The following is a 17,469-nucleotide window of genomic DNA, read 5'->3' as shown; positions in this document are numbered from 1 at the left end:
GGGCAGAATGGGGTACGTGGCGAACCCCCAGCGCATGGTCATCCTCGGTGGCGGCCCCGGCGGCTACGAGGCCGCCCTCGTCGCGGCGCGCCTCGGCGCCGACGTGACGCTCGTCAGTGACGGGCTCGGCGGCTCCGCGGTGCTCACCGACTGCGTGCCGTCGAAGACCCTCATCGCCGTCGCGGAGGTGGTGACGCTCGCGAACGAGTCCAACGACCTCGGCGTGCGGACCAGCGGCCCGGCGAGCGTGGACCTCGGCGCCGTCAACAAGCGGATCAGGCACCTCGCGGGTGCGCAGTCCGACGACATCGCCCGGCGCCTGGAGACCGAGGGCGTCCGGCTCGTCGACGGCCGCGGCACCCTCGACGGCCCTGCGACGGTGCTCGCCGACGGCGCGCGCTTCGACGCCGACGCGGTGCTCGTCTCCACCGGCGCCCACCCCCGCGTGCTCCCCGAGGCCCAGCCCGACGGGGAGCGCATCCTCACCTGGGAGCAGCTCTACGACCTCGAGGAGCTGCCCGAGCGCCTCGTCGTCGTCGGCTCCGGCGTGACGGGCGCGGAGTTCGCCTCGGCGTACAACGCCCTCGGCTCGCAGGTGACGCTCGTCTCCAGCCGCGACCGGGTGCTGCCCGGCGAGGACAGCGACGCCGCCGAGGTGCTCGAGCACGTGTTCCAGCGCCGTGGCATGACCGTGCTGGGGCGCTCGCGCGCGACGGGCGTGCAGCGCACGGCGGACGGCGTGGTCGTCAGCCTCGAGGACGGCCGCACCGTCGAGGGCACCCACTGCCTGCTCGCCGTCGGCTCGATCCCCAACACCGCCGGCATCGGCCTCGAGGAGGCCGGCGTCACCCTCGGGCGCGGCGGGTTCGTCGAGGTCGACAAGGTCTCGCGCACCTCCGCGCGCGGCGTCTACGCCGCCGGCGACTGCACCGGCGTGCTCATGCTCGCCTCGGTCGCGGCCATGCAGGGGCGCATCGCCGTGTGGCACGCGCTCGGCGAGGCGGTCTCGCCGCTGGCGCTGCGCGAGGTGTCGGCCAACGTCTTCACGGACCCCGAGATCGCGACCGTCGGGTGGTCCCAGGCGGCGGCCGACGAGGCGGGGATCCTCGCCACGACGTACACCCTCCCGCTCAAGGGCAACCCGCGCGCCAAGATGCAGGGCCTCGCCGACGGCTTCGTCAAGATCACCTGCCGCACCGAGAGCCGGCTCGTGCTGGGCGGCACCATCGTGGCGCCGCGCGCCTCCGAGCTCGTCCACGTGCTCGCCCTCGCGGTGGCGCAGCGGCTCACGGTGGACCAGGTCTCGCACGCGTTCACGGTCTACCCGTCGCTGTCGGGCTCGATCGCGGAGGCGGCGCACCGGCTGCACCTCCGCGCCTGAGCCCGGCCCCAGCAGCGCTGCTCACGGCACGCCCGGCAGCGGCTCGCCGGCCAGCAGCGCGGCGAACTCCGCGGCCGGCAGCGGCTGGGCCCACAGGTAGCCCTGGCCGTACTCGCACCCCATCTCGACCAGCCGCTCGGCCTGGCGCGCGGTCTCGATGCCCTCGGCGATGACCTCGACGCCGAGGTTGCGGCCCATGGTGACGATGGTCCGCACGAGCTCGGTGCTGCGCTCGTCGAGGTCGAGCCGGGCGACGAACGAGCGGTCGATCTTCAGCGCGTCGACGGGGAAGCGGTGCAGCGTCTCCAGGGAGGAGTAGCCCGTCCCGAAGTCGTCGACGTGCAGCCGCAGGCCGGCCTGCTTGAGCCGGGAGAGCACCGGCAGCGCCTGCTCCGCCGAGTGCATGATCACCGTCTCGGTGATCTCGATCGCCACCCAGCCCGGGTCGACCTGCGCGGCCTCGAGCGCCTCCAGCAGCCGGGCGGGGTACGCCCCCTGCCAGAACTCCCGGTTCGAGACGTTGATGCTGACCCGGAAGCCGGGCCGCACCCGCCCCTCGCGGTGCCAGGCCGCGACCTGCGCGGCCGCCTCCTGCACGAGCATCCGCCCCAGCGGGATGATGAGCCCCGTCTCCTCGGCCACCGCGAGGAAGCCCGACGGCGGCACGAGCCCGCGCTCCGGGTGCCCCCACCGCGCCAGCGCCTCGCTGCCGACGACCCCGCCGTCGCGCAGGTCGACGATCGGCTGGTACGCGAGGCGCAGCTGCCCGCGCTCGATGCCCGTGCGCAGCTCGGTCTCCGTGCGCAGGCGGTCGACGGCGGTGGCGTGCATCGAGGGCGCGAACACCGCCCAGGAGCCGCGCTCGCGGGCCTTGGCCGAGTACATCGCGATGTCCGCGTCGCGCAGCAGGTCCTCCGGCCGCTCGTAGCGCCCGGGACCGAGCGTGACGCCGAGGCTCGCGGTCACGCTCACCAGGTGCCCGTCGACCTCGTACGGCGCCTCGAGCGCCTCCTGCAGGCGGCTCACGACGGTGGCGACGCCGTCGGCGTCCTCGACCCCGGACAGCAGGACCGCGAACTCGTCACCGCCGAAGCGCGCGGCGGTGTCGGTCTCGCGCAGCGGCCCGCGCAGCCGCTCGGCGACGCGGACGAGCAGCGCGTCGCCCACCATGTGCCCGAGGCTGTCGTTGATGACCTTGAAGCCGTCGAGGTCGAGGAAGAGCACGGCGAACCCGCCGTCCTGCCGGCGGCGGCGCGCGCTGCTCATCGCCAGCGACAGCCGGTCGAGGAACAGCGCCTTGTTCGGCAGGCCGGTCACCGTGTCGTACAGCGCGGCCTGGCGCAGCTCGTCCTCGAGCTGCCGGCGCTCGGTCACGTCGCTCATGGCCCCGACCAGCCGGGTCGCCGGGAGCCCGCCCCCGGGCACGGCGAGGGCGCGGCAGAGCATCCAGCGCTGCTCCCCGTCGCCGGTGCGCACCCGCTGCTCGACCTCGAAGGTGTCCACCAGACCGAGCCGGCACTGGTCGAGCACCGCCTCCAGCGCGGGGGCGTCGTCCTCGTGCACCAGCTCGAGCCAGTCCGCAGGTGTGCAGGTGAGCTCCTCGGGCCGCCGACCGAGCATGGCCGCCCACCGCTCGGAGTAGAAGACGCGCCCGCTCGCGAGGTCCCAGTCCCACAGCCCGTCGTTGGCCGCGCGCATCGCCAGCGCGTAGCGCTCCTCGCTCTCGCGCAGCCCGGCGACCAGAGCGGCCCGGTCGTGCGCGAGCCCGAGCAGCGACGCCCAGGCGTGGTAGCCCTCGCGGCCGGTGACGGTCGTGCTCTCGACCGGGCCGACGACGGCGAGCACGCCCCAGTCGCGCTCCCGCCCGTGCAGGGGGAGCGCGGCGACCATCTGCCCGGGCTGGCCGGCGACGAGCAGGTGCAGCTCGGCGGGCGGGAACTCCTCCGTCCGCACCACCCCCACCCGGGTACGCGGCGGCGCGCCGTGCGGCGCGTGCTGGCCCCCGCGGCCGGCGCGCCCGCTGCGCTCGTAGCCGCCGACGACGTCGAGCTCCCCCGGGACCTGGGTCCACCGGGCGAGCAGGGCGCTGCGCGCAGGGGTCCGCGCCAGCCAGCCGAGCGAGACCCCCTCCTGGTCCCCGCGCAGGAGCTCGAGGGTGATGTCGTACTCGCTGCGCAGGGCGGACGTGACGGTCGCGGTCCGCTGGACCTCGCCGTCGAGCTGGGCCCGCGTCAGCGCGCCGGCGAGCTCCAGGACCACCGCGTCGGTCGCCGCCCCGGCCGCGGCGCGGCGCTCCTCCGGCAGCTCCTCGACCATCGCGCGCGCGAAGGCCTGCGCCGCCGCGAGCAGGACGGCCGAGGTCTCCCAGCGGGGCTGGTCGGGCTGCAGCCGGGCGGCGGACGCGAGCAGCCCCGCGTGATCGGGCCGGCCCTCCACGGCGGCGCGCAGCCGCGCGAGCAGCTGGGCGACGACGAGCTGGGCGGTGCGCGGCTCGCTCCCGTGCGCGACGAGCTCGGCGACGAGCTCGTCGGCGCCGAGGTCCTCGGCAGCGCGGGCGCTGCCCGACCCGCTGGCAGCGCGGGTGCTGCCCGGCCCGCTGGCAGCGCGGGCGCTGCCCGACCGGCTGGCAGCGCGGGCGCTGCCCGGGCCCTCCGCCGTGCCCTGGACGACCGGGGTGGCGGGGGCCGTCAGCACGGCCCGGCCGCAGCCGCAGGACTCGCGGGTGCGCAGCACGGTGGGCAGGACGTGGCGGACGGGCGCGCCGGCCTCCACCACCCCCGCGGCCTGCGCGACCAGCAGGTCGGCGGCCACCTCGCCCAGCGCGACGAAGTCCTGCCGCGCCGAGCTGAGCGGCGGCTGCAGCGAGGCCCCGACCGTGGTGTCGTCGAACCCCACGACCGCGACGTCCTCCGGCACCCGCACGCCGGCGCCGAGCAGGGTCTCGACCAGGCCGATCGCGCCGTAGTCGTTGCCGGTGACGACCGCCGTGGCCGGCAGCCCGGCGGCGAGCAGGGCGCGGGCGCCGACGGCGCCGCCGCTCTCCATCATGTTGGGGACGTCGACCGCGAGCGCGGGGTCGTGCGGGACCCCGGCGGCGTCCAGCGCGGCGCGGAAGGCCGCGTAGCGCTCGGCCACGTCCGCCTGGTCGAGCTCGCCGACGAAGGCGAGCTGCCGGTGCCCGTGGGCGAGCAGGTGCTCGACGGCGAGCCGGGCGCCGCCCGCGTTGTCCGCGGAGACCCAGGGGGCGGGGGTGGCGCCGGGCGCGCGTCCCACCAGGACGTACGGGCGTCCGGCGGCGCTGAGCGCCTCGAGGTAGTCGTCGTCGACCGCAGTGGTGACCACGAGGAAGCCGCTGACCGTGTCCCAGCCCATCCTGGCGGTGAAGCGCGTGTCGCTGGTGCTCACGTCGCCGGGGTGGGCGTCGAGCGTCTGCACCCCGAGCACGCTGCCCCCGGCGCGCGCGGCCGCGCGGCTGGCGCCGGCGATGATCCCGCCGAAGAAGCCGCCGGACAGCAGCGGGGTCAGCACCCCCAGCACGAGGGGATCGGGTCGTGCAGCCACGGCTCCCCCCGGTCGTCGTCCTCGACGTCCCAGCAGGCTAGACCACGATGTCCAGCCCGGCAGCCCCGTGGGCGGGCGGGTGCGACGGGTGCGTCAGGCGGACGGGTCCTTGATCTCGCAGATGCGGGCGCCGCTCGCGAGCGTGTCGCCGACCGCGGCGGTGAGCCCGGTGACGACGCCGGCCTTGGGCGCGGTCAGCGGCTGCTCCATCTTCATGGCCTCCAGGACCACGACGAGGTCGCCCTCGGCGACCTGCTGGCCCTCCTCGACCGCGACCTTGACGATGGTGCCCTGCATCGGCGCCGTCAGCGCGTCCCCGCCGATCGCCGGGGCGCTCGCCCCTCCGCCGCGCCGGGTGGGGCGCCGTACCTTCCCGGCGGCGGACCCGACCTGCGCCGCGCCGGCGGTCAGCCACTCGGGGATGACGACCTCGAGCCGCTTGCCGCCGACCTCGACGACGACGTGCTCGCGGTCGCCGACGCCCTCGGGCGACACGTGCGGGCCGGCGTAGTGGTCGAGGTCGAGGTGCGCCTCGGTCTCGATCCAGCGCGTGTGCACGCGGAACGGCTCGTCGGTGAAGTCCGCCGCCTCGAGCACCGCGCGGTGGAACGGCAGCGCTGTGGGGAGGCCCTCGATCTGGAACTCCGCGAGCGCGCGCCGGGCGCGGGCGATGGCCTGCGGGCGGGTGGCACCGGTGACGATGAGCTTGCACAGCAGCGAGTCGAACGCGCCGCCGACCTCGGAGTCCTTGGCGACGCCGGAGTCGAGCCGCACGCCGGGCCCGCTCGGCGGGCGCCAGCGGGTGATGCGGCCAGGAGCCGGCAGCCAGCCCTTCGAGGGGTCCTCGCCGTTGACGCGGAACTCGATGGAGTGCCCGCGGACCGGCGGGTCGTCGTAGCCGAGCGGCTCGCCCTGCGCGAGGCGGAACTGCTCGAGCACGAGGTCGATGCCCGCGACCTCCTCGGAGACCGGGTGCTCGACCTGCAGGCGGGTGTTGACCTCGAGGAACGAGATGGTGCCGTCGGTCCCGACGAGGAACTCGCAGGTGCCGGCGCCGACGTAGCCCGCCTTGCGCAGGATCGCCTTCGAGGCGGAGTAGAGCGTGGCGTTCTGCTCGGCGGTGAGGAACGGCGCCGGCGCCTCCTCCACGACCTTCTGGTGGCGGCGCTGCAGCGAGCAGTCGCGGGTGCTCACCACCACGACGTCGCCGTACGCGTCGGCGAGGCACTGCGTCTCCACGTGGCGCGGGCGGTCGAGGTAGCGCTCGACGAAGCACTCGCCGCGCCCGAACGCCGTCACGGCCTCGCGGACCGCGGAGTCGTAGAGGTCGGGGATCTCCTCCATCGTGCGGGCGACCTTCATGCCGCGCCCGCCACCGCCGTACGCCGCCTTGATGGCGATCGGCAGGCCGTTGGCGCGCGCGAAGTCGACGACCGCCGCGGCGTTGGGCACCGGGTCCGGGGTGCCGGGCACGAGCGGCGCGCCGACCTCCTCGGCGATGTGGCGCGCGGTGACCTTGTCGCCGAGGGCGCGGATGGCCTCGGGCGGCGGGCCGATCCACGTCAGGCCGGCGGCGATGACCGCCTCGGCGAACTCCGCGTTCTCCGACAGGAAGCCGTAGCCCGGGTGGACCGCGTCGGCGCCGCTCTTCTGGGCGACGTCGAGCAGCTTGGCCATGTCGAGGTAGCTGTCGCCCGGGGTGCTGCCCTGCAGGCTGTACGCCTCGTCCGCGATCCGCGCGTGCGTGGCGTTCTGGTCCGGGACCGCGTAGACCGCCACGCTCTGCAGGCCCGCGTCGCGGCAGGCGCGGGCGACGCGCACGGCGATCTCCCCGCGGTTGGCGATGAGGACCTTGCGCACGCAGGGGCTCCTGTCAGGTCGGGGACTGGCAGACGGACACCCTAGCCGTGGGCGCGGCGCCACAGCGACGGCCACGCCACCCCGAGCTCGCCGAGCAGCACGCGCAGCAGCGGCAGGCTGATGCCGACGACGTTGTGCGGGTCGCCCTCGACGCCGGTGACGAACGCCCCGCCGAGCCCGTCGACGGTGAACGCGCCGGCGACGGCGAGCGGCTCGCCGGTGGCGACGTACGCCTCGACCTCCTCGTCGCTCACCTGCGCGAAGTGCACGGTCGTGGCGGCCCCGCGGGCGAGCTCCCGGCCGCCGAGGACGGCGCAGTGCCCCGTGTGCAGCACGCCCGAGCGCCCGCGCATCTCCCGCCAGCGCGCCCGCGCGTCGTCGGCGTCGCGCGGCTTGCCGAGCGCCCGGCCGTCGAGCTCGAGCACGGAGTCGCAGCCGACGACGAGGGCGTCGGGCCGCAGGGCGGCGACGGCGCGCGCCTTGCGCCGGGCGAGCTCCAGGGCGAGCTCGGGCGGCGGGCCGGTCACCTGCGTCTCGTCGACGCCGCTCACGAGGACCTCCGGGTCGAGCCCGGCGCTGCGCAGCGTCTGCAGCCGGGCGGGGGAGGCGGAGGCGAGCACGAGCGGGGGGACGGCCACGGGAGCACGGTAGGCGACGGCTCCCTGAGGACCAGCCGGCAGTTCCTGAGAGGGAGCCAAGAGCGGCGGGCCTCGTCCTCCCGGAGCGGGGTGCCGCGCCCCTAGGGTGGCCGACGTGCACAGGACAGCCACAGCGTCACGGGGGACGACCACACCGGGAGCGCACCCGTGAGCCCGGGGGCGGCGCTCGTCTGCGAGGGCGTCACCAAGACCTTCGAGTCGGTCCAGGCCCTCTCCGACGTCACCGTGACGATCAGCGCGCCGGCGACCGGCCTGCTCGGGGCCAACGGCGCCGGGAAGTCGACGCTGATGAAGGTCGCGCTCGGCCTGCTGGCGCCCGACGCGGGCACGGTGCGCGTCCTCGGCATCGACGCGGCGACCGACCGCGCGGCCGTGCGCCGGCGGGTCGGCTACATGCCGGAGCACGACTGCCTGCCGACCGACATGTCCGCGCAGGACCTCTGCGTGCACATCGCGCAGCTGCGCGGGCTCAGCCGCCGCGACGCCCGGCGCCGCGCCTCCGAGGTGCTCTTCGCGGTCGGGCTCGAGGAGGAGCGGCGGCGCTCCATCGACACGTACAGCCTGGGCATGCGGCAGCGCACCAAGCTCGCGCAGGCGCTCGTGCACGGCCCCGACCTCGTCGTGCTCGACGAGCCGACGAGCGGGCTGGACCCGGCCGGGCGCCGGGAGATGCTCGCGATCGTGCGCCGGCTCTCCCGCGAGCTCGGCATGGCGGTGCTGGTGAGCTCGCACCTGCTGGACGACGTCGAGTCGACCTGCGACGAGGTGGTCGTGCTGAGCTCCGGGCGGCTCGCGGCCCAGCAGCCGGTGGAGAGCGGACCGCGCACCGGCCCCGTCGCGCTGCGCGTCACGGGCGACGTCGGGGCCTTCGCCGGCGCGCTCAACGCCCGCGGCGTCCCCACCTGGCCGACCCGGGAGGGCGACATCGGGATCACGTACGCCGACGACCGCGTCCTCGCGCTCGTCCGCGACACCGCGGCCGAGCTCGGCGTGGGCCTCCTGCGCCTCGTCGACGAGGGCGACCAGCTCGAGGACGCGGTGGTGGCCGCCATGGGCGAGCACGCCCCGGCACCGGAGGTGAGGGCATGACGAGCACCAGCCCCGAAGCGGTCATCCACGACGTCCGCTACAGCCGCTGGGAGGGCGAGCCGCGGCCGCGGTGGACCGCGGTCGTCGCGCTCGCGCGCTCCTCGGCCCTGCGCTCGCTGGGGATCCGGCGCAGCGCGGGGGCGAAGGTGTGGCCGTTCATCCTCGTGGCGGCGGCGTACGCGCCGGCCGTCGTCGTCGTCGGCGTCCCGCTGATCCTGCGGACGACGTCGACGAGCCCGACGGGCCTGCTCTCGTACTACTCGATGCTCGGCATCATCGGGACCACGCTGCTGCTCGCCTACACCGCCAGCACCATCCCGAACATGCTCACCCGGGAGCGGCGCGACCGCGTGCTGTCGCTCTACTTCTCCACCGCGCTCTCGCCGGCGGAGTACCTCGTCGCCAAGGTGCTGGCAGCCCTGTCGCTGCTGCTGCTGGTGACCGCGGGCCCGCTGCTGCTCGAGTTCCTCGGGGCCGTGCTGACGGCGGCGCACCCGGTGTCCTACGTCCAGCACCACGTCCTCGACGTGCCGCGCGTCCTGCTCGGCGCGCTGCTGCTGGTGCTCTTCCACGGGCTCGCGGCGCTGGCGCTCGGTTCCCTCACCCCGAAGCGCACCTTCGCGCTCGCCGGCTACGTCGCCTTCATCCTCGTCCCCGCCGTGCTCGGCGGCGTCCTCTTCGGCATCACCGGGTCCCGCGACTGCCTCGCGCTGATCCTCGTGCGGGTCCCGATCTGGCTGGCCCGGCCGGTGCTGCACGGCACTGACGGGGGTGACCTCGCGCCCTCCTCGCCGGCGCTGTGGATCGCGTGGCTGCTCGTCGTTGGCGTCAGCAGCACCGTGCTCGTGCTGCGCTACCGGAAGGGGGCCGGGGCGTGAGCACGCCGACGACCTCCAGCTCGCCGGTCGAGTTCTCCCACGTCAGCAAGTGGTACGGCGACACCGTCGCCCTCTCCGACGTCTCGTTCGCGCTGCGCCCGGGCGTCACCGGCCTGCTCGGCCACAACGGCGCCGGGAAGTCGACGAGCCTGTCGCTGCTCGCGGGCTACACCGGGCCGAGCCAGGGCAGCGTGCGCGTGCTCGGCAAGGACCCGCGCACCGACCCGTCGGTCCACGAGCAGCTCGGCGTCGTCCCCGACGGCGACGGGCTGTGGCCCTTCCTCACCGCGCGCCAGACCGTGGAGATGCTGGCGAGCCAGCGTCGCGTCAAGGACCCGGCCGCCGCCGCGGTGACCGCCCTCGAGCGGGTCGGGCTCACGGGCTCCGCCGACCGCAAGGTCAACGGCTTCTCCAAGGGCATGCGCCAGCGGGTCAAGCTGGCCCAGGCCCTCGCCCACGACCCGCAGGTGCTCATCCTGGACGAGCCGCTCAACGGCCTGGACCCCGCGCAGCGGCGGGCCGACGTCGAGCTCATCCGCCGGCTGGGCGGCGAGGGCCGCACGGTCCTCGTCTCCTCGCACGTGCTGACCGAGGTCGAGCGGATGGCCGACCGGCTGCTCGTGGTCGTCAACGGCCGGCTCGTGGCCGAGGGGACCGGCGCGGGCATCCGCGACCTCATGACCGACCGGCCGCGCAGCATCCGCATCCGCACGCCCGCCGCCCGCGAGCTGGGCGGCCGGCTGCTCGCCGAGGGCGTCGTCCACGGCGTCGAGATCGAGGAGGACGTGCTCGTCGTGCAGACCCTGCAGGCCCTGGCGCTCGCCGGACGGCTGCCCCGCCTCGCCCGCGAGCTCGACGTGCTGGTCCACCGGGTCGAGCCCCAGGGCGAGGACCTCGAGAGCGTCTTCTCGGCGCTCACCTCCTCGGCGCGGGGGGTGGGGCGGTGAGCATGCTCGAGCTGGGCCTGCGCGCCCTGCTGCTCCGCACCCGGACGCTCGCGCTCGCGCTGCTGCCCCTCGTCATGGCGGTGGTCTGCGTCGTCCTCGCCTTCGCGGTCTCGCAGGACAAGCTGGCCGACGTCTACCCCGACCTCGGCGCGAACCTCCTCGTCGCCCTCGTGGTCGCGCTGGTCGCGCTGGTCCTCGGGGTCAACGCCTTCGACGACGAGCGCGACGGCGGGACGTTCCCGCTGCTGGCGGCGACGTCCACGCCGCGCTGGCGGATCGTCGGCGCCCGGGTGGTGGCGGCGTGGATCGCGACCGTGCTCGTCGCCCTCCCCGCCGTCGTCGGCTGCGGGGTGCTCGGCTCGCGCGCCGGCTTCAGCGCCGGGGAGGTCTGGGGGAGCCTGCTCGCGATGCTCGTGCTGACCTCGGGCGCCTACTGCGCGCTGTTCGTGCTGCTCTCGCTGCTGACCCAGCGCGCGCTGCTCATCGGCCTCGGGTACGTCGTCGTCTGGGAGACGTCGTTCGCGGCGTTCGTGAAGTCGCTGCGCAACCTCTCCATCGGCGCGTACGGCCGCCGGCTGGTGGGCGCGGTCTGGGACCCCGACCAGATCCCGTTCAAGGTCCCGTCGGTGGGCGTGACCGGCGCGGTGGTCGTGCTGGTCGCGGTGATCGCCGTCGGGACGGGGCTCGCGATGCGCCGGCTGCCGCACGTCGACGTCAACCAGTCGGGCGGGGGCTGAGCCCCTGGTCCCGCGTGCTCGCGTGGAGCGCGGACTGCCCTCAGCGGAGCGCGGACTGCCCTCAGCGGAGCGCGGACTGCCACGCGCCGGGGCCGGGGTGCAGCGGGCGGCGCAGCGCGCGCGAGCGGTCGCTCCAGCCCGAGGGCCGGGCGTGGCGCTCGGCCGCGGCCGCGGGTGCCGCCGCGCTGCGCGCGACGAGGACGGCGACGAGCGCCGCCACCTCCTCGGGCTCGGCCGTGCCGCGGACGACTTCGACGGGGGAGGCCGCGGAGACCTCCGAGAGCTCGCTCACAGCGGGATGTTCCCGTGCTTCTTGGGCGGCATCGACTCGCGCTTCGTCCGCAGCAGGCGCAGCGCGCGGGTGATGGCCGCCCGCGTCTCCGAGGGGGCGATGACCGCGTCGACGTGGCCGCGCTCCGCCGCGACGTACGGGTTGGCGAAGGTGTCCTCGTACTCCTCGACCAGCCGCGCCCGCTCGCCCTCGACGTCCTCGGCGCCGGCCAGAGTGCGCCGGTGGAGGATGTTGACCGCGCCCTGCGCGCCCATGACGGCGATCTGCGCGGTGGGCCAGGCGAGGTTGAGGTCGGCGCGCAGGTGCTTCGAGCCCATGACGAGGTACGCGCCGCCGTAGGCCTTGCGCGTGATGACCGTGAGCTTCGGGACGGTGGCCTCGGCGTACGCGTAGATGAGCTTCGCGCCGCGGCGGATGATGCCGTCCCACTCCTGCGCGGTGCCGGGGAGGAAGCCCGGGACGTCGACGAAGGTGAGGATCGGGATGCCGAACGCGTCGCAGGTGCGCACGAAGCGCGCGGCCTTCTCCGAGGCGTCGATGTCGAGGGTGCCGGCGAAGTGCATCGGCTGGTTCGCGACGATCCCGACGGTGCGGCCTTCGACGCGCCCGAAGCCGACGAGCACGTTGGGCGCGAACAGCGGCTGCACCTCCACGAGCTCGCCGTCGTCGACGACCGCCTCGATCACCGTGCGCATGTCGTACGGCACGTTGGGCGAGTCGGGGATCAGGGTGTCGAGCTCGAGGTCGTGCTCGGAGGGGTCGAGGTCGACGACGGTGCCGTAGTCGGGGACGTCCTCGAGGTTGTTGCTCGGCAGGAACGAGAGCAGCGCGCGGACGTAGTCGAGCGCGTCCTCCTCGCTGTGGGCGAGGTAGTGCGAGTTGCCCGACGTGGTGTTGTGCGTACGCGCCCCGCCCAGCTCCTCGAAGCCCACCTCCTCGCCGGTCACCGTCTTGATGACGTCGGGGCCGGTGATGAACATGTGCGAGGTGCCCTCGACCATGACGGTGAAGTCGGTGAGCGCGGGGGAGTAGACGGCGCCGCCGGCGCACGGGCCGAGGATCACCGAGATCTGCGGGATGACACCGGACGCGGCCACGTTGCGGCTGAAGATCTCGCCGAACAGCGCGAGCGCGTTGACGCCCTCCTGGATGCGCGCGCCGCCGCCGTCGTTGAGGCCGACGACCGGGGCGCCGGTCTTGAGGGCGAGGTCGAGCAGCTTGACGATCTTCTGCCCGTGCCGCTCGCCGAGGCTGCCGCCGAACGCGGTGAAGTCCTGGCTGTAGACGTAGACCGGACGCCCGTCGACGGTGCCGTAGCCCGTGACGGCGCCGTCGCCGTAGGGGCGCTTGCGCTCGAGCCCGAAGTCCGTGGACCGGTGGCGGGCGAGCTCGTCGAGCTCGACGAAGCTGCCCTCGTCGAGGAGGAGCGCGATGCGCTCGCGGGCGGAGAGCTTGCCGCGCGCGTGCTGCCCGCGCTCGGCGAGCACCGCGGCCTCGGCGACCTGCGCGCGCCGCGCCTCGAGGTCGGCGAGCCTGCCCGCGGTCGTGTGCGGGTCGGGACCGGCGGGCTCAGCGGGGGCAGGGAGCTCTGCGGACTGGGTCATAGGTGGCCTAGCGTAGCCGCGTGAGCAAGGACACCCATCCCGCCGTGGACCTCGCCGCGGTGGCCGGCGCGCTGGAGCAGGCGGGGGTCGGGGGCTTCGGCCTGCGCGTCCTGCCCGCGACCGGCTCGACCAACGACGACCTCGCCGCGCTGGCCCGGGAGGGCGCGCCGGACCGCACCGTCCTCGTCGCCGACCTGCAGACGGGCGGCAGGGGGCGGCTCGGCCGCCAGTGGGAGGCGCCCGCCGGCTCGAGCCTCGCGGTGTCCGTGCTGGTCCGTCCCGCGCTGCCCGTCGAGCGGTGGGGGTGGCTGCCGCTGCTCGCTGGCGTCGCGGCCGTCGACGCGGTGGCGGCGGTGGGCGTCCGTGCGGAGCTCAAGTGGCCGAACGACGTGCGCGTCGGGGACCGCAAGCTGGGTGGCCTGCTCGCCGAGGTCGTGCAGCCGGACGGCGTCGTGCTCGGGATCGGGCTCAACACGACCATGCGCGAGGACGAGCTGCCCGTGCCGGACGCGACGTCGCTGCTGCTCGCCGGGGCCGAGCGGGCGGAGCGCGGCCCGGTGCTCGGTGCGCTGCTCGTCGAGCTGGACCGGCGGCTGCGCGCCCTGGAGGAGGCCGGCGGCGACCCCGCGGCGAGCGGACTGGCCGCCGCGTACGCCGAGCGCTGCGGGACCCTCGGCCGGCACGTGAGCCTCGAGCTCCCCGGCGGCGAGGTGGTCGAGGGCGTCGCGGACGCCGTGGACGACCAGGGGGGCCTCGTGGTCGGCGGCCGGAGCTTCAGCGCCGGTGACGTCACGCACCTGCGCTGAGCCGAGCGGCGCCCGCGTGCTCCCGGGCAGCGTCAGGCCTCGTGGGGGAGGCCCGCCTCCTCCTCGCGCTCGGCCTGCTCGATGACGGGGAAGACGAAGCGGCGGTACGCCCAGAACCGGAACACCGTCGAGAGCGCGAGGCCGACGACGTTGCCGGAGACGTTGAACGCCAGCCGGCCCTCGTAGCCGAGGACGTAGCGGGTGAACGCCACGCAGGCCAGCGTGATGAGCAGGCCGACGAGGCTGATGCCGAAGAACGCGGCGTACTCGCGGTGGATCTGGCTGCGGGTGCGGTGCCGGAAGGTCCACTGGCGGTTGCCGACGTAGTTGAAGGTGATCGCCACGAGCACGGCGATGCCCTTGGCGGTCAGCTGCTTGTGGGGCATCACGGAGTAGAGCCAGTTGGACAGGCCCACGTCGATGACGACGCCACCGGCGCCCACGACCCCGAACTTCAGCAGCTCGCGGACCGCGTGCCCCAGCGAGTAGTAGATCCGCGCCAGCGGTGAGCGGGACCGGATCGACGCCGGGCTGGTAGGGCCGCCGTCGTCGGCGCTTCCGGGCGTTGGCACCGGTCGAGGGTAGCGGCGGACCTGCTCGCGGCCCGCACCAGGACGCCTCGGTACGCTCCCGCCGTGCCCCTCGCCCCCGGATTCCCCACCGTCGGCATCGTCGGCGCCGGGCAGCTCGCGCGCATGAGCGCCGCCCCGGCGGCCGCGCTCGGTGTGCGGCTGCGGCTGCTCGCCTCGGTCGCCGACGAGAGCGCCGCGCAGGTCGTGCCGGACGTCGTGCTGGGCTCGCCCTCCGACGTCGAGGCGCTGCTGCGCTTCGCCGAGGGGTGCGACGTCGTGACCTTCGAGCACGAGCACGTGCCGCCGGCGTCGCTGCGGGCGCTGGTCGACGCCGGCGTGGCCGTACGCCCCGGGCCCGAGGCCCTGCTCCACGCGCAGGACAAGGCGGTCATGCGCGAGCGGCTGTCGGCCGCCGGGCTGCCCTGCCCGCGCTGGGCGGTCGTCACGAGCACGGCGGAGGTCGAGGCGTTCGCCGACGGTGCCTGGCCGGTCGTGCTGAAGGCCGCGCGTGGCGGCTACGACGGTCGCGGGGTCTGGGTCGTCGGCGCGGTCGAGGAGGCCGGGCCCGTGCTCGCCGGGCTCGCCGAGCAGGGCGTCGCGTGCCTCGCCGAGGAGCGCGTCGACTTCACCCGCGAGCTGTCGGCGCAGGTCGCGCGCTCGCCGTCGGGGCAGGCCGCGGCGTACCCGGTCGTGCAGACGGTGCAGCGCGGCGGCATCTGCCGCGAGGTCGTCGCGCCCGCGCCCGGGCTGTCCGAGGACGCTGCGGTCGCCGCGCAGGACATCGCGCTGCGGATCGCCGGGCTGCTGGGCGTCGTCGGCATGCTCGCGGTGGAGCTCTTCGAGACCGCCGACGGGCGCGTCCTCGTCAACGAGCTCGCCATGCGCCCGCACAACTCCGGCCACTGGACGATCGAGGGTGCGGTCACCTCCCAGTTCGAGCAGCACCTGCGCGCGGTGCTCGACCTGCCGCTCGGCTCGCCCGCGCGGCTCGCGCCGCTCGCCGTCATGTGCAACGTGCTGGGCGGCGACCACCCCGACATGTACGAGCCCTACCGCCACGTCCTCGCCCGCGACCCCGGGCTGCACGTGCACATGTACGGCAAGGAGGTCCGCGCCGGCCGCAAGGTCGGCCACGTGACCGCCCTCGGCGCCGACCTCGACGACCTGCTCGACCGCACGCGCCACGCCAGCGCGTACTTCATGGGGGAGGTGCTGGAGTGAGCGCGCTCGTCGGCATCGTGATGGGGTCCGACTCCGACTGGCCGACCATGTCGGCGGCCGCGGAGGCGCTCGAGGAGTTCGGCGTCGAGCACGAGGTCGACGTCGTCTCGGCCCACCGCATGCCGCGGGCGATGATCGAGTACGGGTCCTCCGCGGCCGGCCGCGGGCTCCGCGTCATCATCGCCGGGGCGGGCGGCGCCGCCCACCTGCCGGGCATGCTCGCGTCCGTCACCCCGCTGCCGGTCATCGGCGTGCCCGTGCCGCTCAAGCACCTCGACGGCATGGACTCGCTGCTCTCGATCGTGCAGATGCCCGCGGGCATCCCCGTCGCGACCGTGTCCATCGGCGGGGCGCGCAACGCGGGCCTGCTGGCGGTGCGGATCCTGGCCGCCGCGGACGCCGATCTGCGGGACCGCGTCGTGGAGTTCCAGGACTCGCTCGAGGCGCTGGCGCGCTCGAAGGGGCAGGCGCTGCGGGAGTCGCGCGCGTCGGAGTGAGCGGGTCGGGCCCGCACTTCACGGCAGGGTCGCGACCGTCCCGGTGGCGTGCAGCGTGCCGACCCGCGTGGCGGTGAGGGTCACGGACGACCATGTGAGCACCGGCGAGTAGCAGGTGACCCGGATCGACAGGGCCGTCGTCACATGCAGGGGGAGGGTGACCGAGGCGCTCCCCCAGTTCTGCTGGGGCACGTTCGCGATGTACGCGCGGCCGAACTCGTAGTCGCTGGTCCCGCCGCCCGAGCTCCGCGTGATGCGGCTCAACGAGCAGTAGCTGCCGCCGCCGGCCGCCACCGCTGTCGTGTTGTAGGCCTGCGCGCTCGCGGCGACGGTGTAGTCGCCGGCAGCCAGCGGAACGTCGGCGCCCTCCACGTACTTCGCGAACGTCGACGGGTCGCTCGACCAGCTGGAGACGTCGACGGGTCCCGCGGGGCCGGTGGCCCCCTTGGGCCCCGTGGCGCCGGCCGGCCCCGCGGGCCCGGTGGCGCCCGTGGCGCCGGTCGCTCCTGCCGGCCCCGCTGGTCCTTGCGGGCCCGCTGGTCCCTGCGCGCCCGTCGCGCCCGCCGGCCCGGGGAGCCCGGGTTCCCCCGCGCTCGTCTGGACGGGGAAGCCGTAGAGCGTGCTGCCCTTCGGGCATGCGGTCGTCTTCCGGGTCACCGTGCGCGGCGCGGTGACAGCCCTGGTGGCGGCGTTGACGCAGACACCGCTCAGCGTGGGCCGGCGGGTCGCCGCTGCGGCGCCGGCGGCGCCTGCTCCCGCGGACCCCAGGCCGACGACGGTCACGAGGACGAGGATCCGCTTGGGCACCTGGGCCGCCTTCCGCATCGGGATGATCATGACCGTAGCGGTGCGATCGGCTGTCGGTGCCGGTCCCTACCCTTCCGGGCATGACCACGTGGACGGAGTTCGCCGCCGCGGAGCCCGCGCTGGCAGCGGCGGCGCGCGAGCGCTTCGCGGTGCGCAAGCACGCGACCATGGCGACGCTGCGCGCGGACGGCTCGCCGCGCATCAGCGGGACCGAGGTCGAGTTCGACGAGCGCGGCCTCGTGCTGGGCTCCATGTCGGGCGCGCTCAAGGCCCGCGACCTGCAGCGCGACCCGCGCGTGGCAGTGCACAGCCCGACCGTCGACCCGGCAGGGGAGGGCGGCGCGGACTGGCCGGGCGAGGCGAAGGTCGCCGGGGTCGCTCGCGAGCTGCCGGGGGAACACGAGGGCGGGGCCCACGTGTTCGTCGTCGAGCTGACGGAGGTCGTCGTCACGGACCTCGACGGCGGCCTCCGCATCACCTCGTGGCACCCCGGGCGCGGGGTGGAGGTGCGCCACCGGTCCTAGCCGATGGCAGGCCGTGGGCCGGCGACCTCGGACG

Annotated in this window: 16 protein-coding genes; 9 read left to right on the top strand and 7 right to left on the bottom strand. The window is 75.2% G+C overall.

The features are described 5' to 3' along the window. Positions 1-7 precede the first annotated feature (7 nt). On the top strand, positions 8-1,381 hold the full coding sequence (locus EV189_RS10005) for an NAD(P)H-quinone dehydrogenase (protein WP_130492730.1): 1,374 nt from the start codon (positions 8-10) through the stop codon (positions 1,379-1,381). A gap of 21 nt (positions 1,382-1,402) precedes the next feature. Here EV189_RS10005 and EV189_RS20970 read toward each other — a convergent pair whose 3' ends face one another. The 3 genes from EV189_RS20970 to EV189_RS09990 form a co-directional block, all read right to left on the bottom strand. Further along, complete coding sequence (locus EV189_RS20970; protein ID WP_130492729.1) at positions 1,403-4,942, bottom strand: EAL domain-containing protein; 3,540 nt, start codon at positions 4,940-4,942, stop codon at positions 1,403-1,405. Between the two features lie 93 nt (positions 4,943-5,035). Beyond that, the gene (locus EV189_RS09995) at positions 5,036-6,802 is read right to left on the bottom strand and encodes an acetyl/propionyl/methylcrotonyl-CoA carboxylase subunit alpha (RefSeq protein WP_130492728.1); all 1,767 of its coding nucleotides are present in this window, start codon (positions 6,800-6,802) and stop codon (positions 5,036-5,038) included. Between the two features lie 41 nt (positions 6,803-6,843). Continuing rightward, complete coding sequence (locus tag EV189_RS09990; RefSeq protein ID WP_130492727.1) at positions 6,844-7,440, bottom strand: Maf family protein; 597 nt, start codon at positions 7,438-7,440, stop codon at positions 6,844-6,846. Between the two features lie 168 nt (positions 7,441-7,608). Here EV189_RS09990 and EV189_RS09985 point away from each other — a divergent pair, with 168 nt between their 5' ends. Genes EV189_RS09985 through EV189_RS09970 form a run of 4 tightly spaced genes read left to right on the top strand, consistent with a single transcriptional unit; the run spans position 7,609 to position 11,112 of the window. Continuing rightward, positions 7,609-8,550, top strand: coding sequence for an ABC transporter ATP-binding protein (locus EV189_RS09985; protein WP_130492726.1), 942 nt, complete (start codon positions 7,609-7,611; stop codon positions 8,548-8,550). After that, positions 8,547-9,428 carry an ABC transporter permease gene (locus tag EV189_RS09980; protein WP_130492725.1) on the top strand — a complete coding sequence of 294 codons (882 nt, stop codon included), beginning with the start codon at positions 8,547-8,549 and terminating at the stop codon, positions 9,426-9,428. The genes EV189_RS09985 and EV189_RS09980 overlap by 4 nt, the downstream gene beginning before the upstream one ends. Next, a complete protein-coding gene (locus tag EV189_RS09975; protein ID WP_165400227.1) occupies positions 9,425-10,375 on the top strand; it encodes an ABC transporter ATP-binding protein in 951 nt (316 codons plus the stop codon). The genes EV189_RS09980 and EV189_RS09975 overlap by 4 nt, the downstream gene beginning before the upstream one ends. Positions 10,376-10,377: 2 nt before the next feature. Next, positions 10,378-11,112, top strand: coding sequence for an ABC transporter permease subunit (locus tag EV189_RS09970; RefSeq protein WP_231116274.1), 735 nt, complete (start codon positions 10,378-10,380; stop codon positions 11,110-11,112). Positions 11,113-11,173: 61 nt separating this feature from the next. Here the strand turns inward: EV189_RS09970 and EV189_RS09965 are convergent, their stop codons facing one another. Then, the gene (locus EV189_RS09965; protein ID WP_130492722.1) at positions 11,174-11,404 is read right to left on the bottom strand and encodes an acyl-CoA carboxylase epsilon subunit; all 231 of its coding nucleotides are present in this window, start codon (positions 11,402-11,404) and stop codon (positions 11,174-11,176) included. Continuing rightward, the gene (locus tag EV189_RS09960; protein ID WP_130492721.1) at positions 11,401-13,008 is read right to left on the bottom strand and encodes an acyl-CoA carboxylase subunit beta; all 1,608 of its coding nucleotides are present in this window, start codon (positions 13,006-13,008) and stop codon (positions 11,401-11,403) included. The genes EV189_RS09965 and EV189_RS09960 overlap by 4 nt, the downstream gene beginning before the upstream one ends. Positions 13,009-13,028: 20 nt before the next feature. Here EV189_RS09960 and EV189_RS09955 point away from each other — a divergent pair, with 20 nt between their 5' ends. Then, entirely contained in the window at positions 13,029-13,814 is a 786-nt protein-coding gene (locus tag EV189_RS09955) for a biotin--[acetyl-CoA-carboxylase] ligase (RefSeq protein WP_130492720.1), read from the top strand. Positions 13,815-13,846: 32 nt separating this feature from the next. On the opposite strand, the gene EV189_RS09950 is transcribed toward EV189_RS09955, so the two are convergent. Then, positions 13,847-14,386 (bottom strand): GtrA family protein, encoded by a 540-nt coding sequence (locus EV189_RS09950; RefSeq protein ID WP_231116238.1) that lies wholly within the window; start codon positions 14,384-14,386, stop codon positions 13,847-13,849. 63 nt (positions 14,387-14,449) lie between these two features. Between EV189_RS09950 and EV189_RS09945 the strand changes: the two genes are divergently transcribed. Together EV189_RS09945 and purE are read left to right on the top strand one after the other, a co-directional pair. After that, complete coding sequence (locus EV189_RS09945; RefSeq protein ID WP_231116237.1) at positions 14,450-15,607, top strand: 5-(carboxyamino)imidazole ribonucleotide synthase; 1,158 nt, start codon at positions 14,450-14,452, stop codon at positions 15,605-15,607. Between the two features lie 20 nt (positions 15,608-15,627). Continuing rightward, the gene (gene purE, locus EV189_RS09940) at positions 15,628-16,104 is read left to right on the top strand and encodes a 5-(carboxyamino)imidazole ribonucleotide mutase (RefSeq protein WP_130492990.1); all 477 of its coding nucleotides are present in this window, start codon (positions 15,628-15,630) and stop codon (positions 16,102-16,104) included. 18 nt (positions 16,105-16,122) lie between these two features. Here purE and EV189_RS09935 read toward each other — a convergent pair whose 3' ends face one another. Then, the gene (locus EV189_RS09935; protein WP_130492719.1) at positions 16,123-16,929 is read right to left on the bottom strand and encodes a hypothetical protein; all 807 of its coding nucleotides are present in this window, start codon (positions 16,927-16,929) and stop codon (positions 16,123-16,125) included. Positions 16,930-16,991: 62 nt separating this feature from the next. Between EV189_RS09935 and EV189_RS09930 the strand changes: the two genes are divergently transcribed. After that, positions 16,992-17,435 carry a pyridoxamine 5'-phosphate oxidase family protein gene (locus tag EV189_RS09930; RefSeq protein ID WP_130492718.1) on the top strand — a complete coding sequence of 148 codons (444 nt, stop codon included), beginning with the start codon at positions 16,992-16,994 and terminating at the stop codon, positions 17,433-17,435. Positions 17,436-17,469: the final 34 nt, after the last annotated feature.

This window comes from Motilibacter rhizosphaerae (assembly GCF_004216915.1).
Taxonomy (GTDB): Bacteria; Actinomycetota; Actinomycetes; order Motilibacterales; family Motilibacteraceae; genus Motilibacter; species Motilibacter rhizosphaerae.
This window is presented reverse-complemented; position numbering and strand designations above follow the sequence as displayed.

Bases quoted from the DNA above. Each gene is read 5' to 3' on its own strand.
- purE (WP_130492990.1), top strand. From the start codon at position 15,628: ATGGGGTCCGACTCCGACTGGCCGACCATGTCGGCGGCCGCGGAGGCG.
- EV189_RS09930 (WP_130492718.1), top strand. From the start codon at position 16,992: ATGACCACGTGGACGGAGTTCGCCGCCGCGGAGCCCGCGCTGGCAGCG.
- EV189_RS10005 (WP_130492730.1), top strand. From the start codon at position 8: ATGGGGTACGTGGCGAACCCCCAGCGCATGGTCATCCTCGGTGGCGGC.
- EV189_RS09980 (WP_130492725.1), top strand. From the start codon at position 8,547: ATGACGAGCACCAGCCCCGAAGCGGTCATCCACGACGTCCGCTACAGC.
- EV189_RS09970 (WP_231116274.1), top strand. From the start codon at position 10,378: ATGCTCGAGCTGGGCCTGCGCGCCCTGCTGCTCCGCACCCGGACGCTC.
- EV189_RS09960 (WP_130492721.1), bottom strand. From the start codon at position 13,008: ATGACCCAGTCCGCAGAGCTCCCTGCCCCCGCTGAGCCCGCCGGTCCC.
- EV189_RS09935 (WP_130492719.1), bottom strand. From the start codon at position 16,929: ATGCGGAAGGCGGCCCAGGTGCCCAAGCGGATCCTCGTCCTCGTGACC.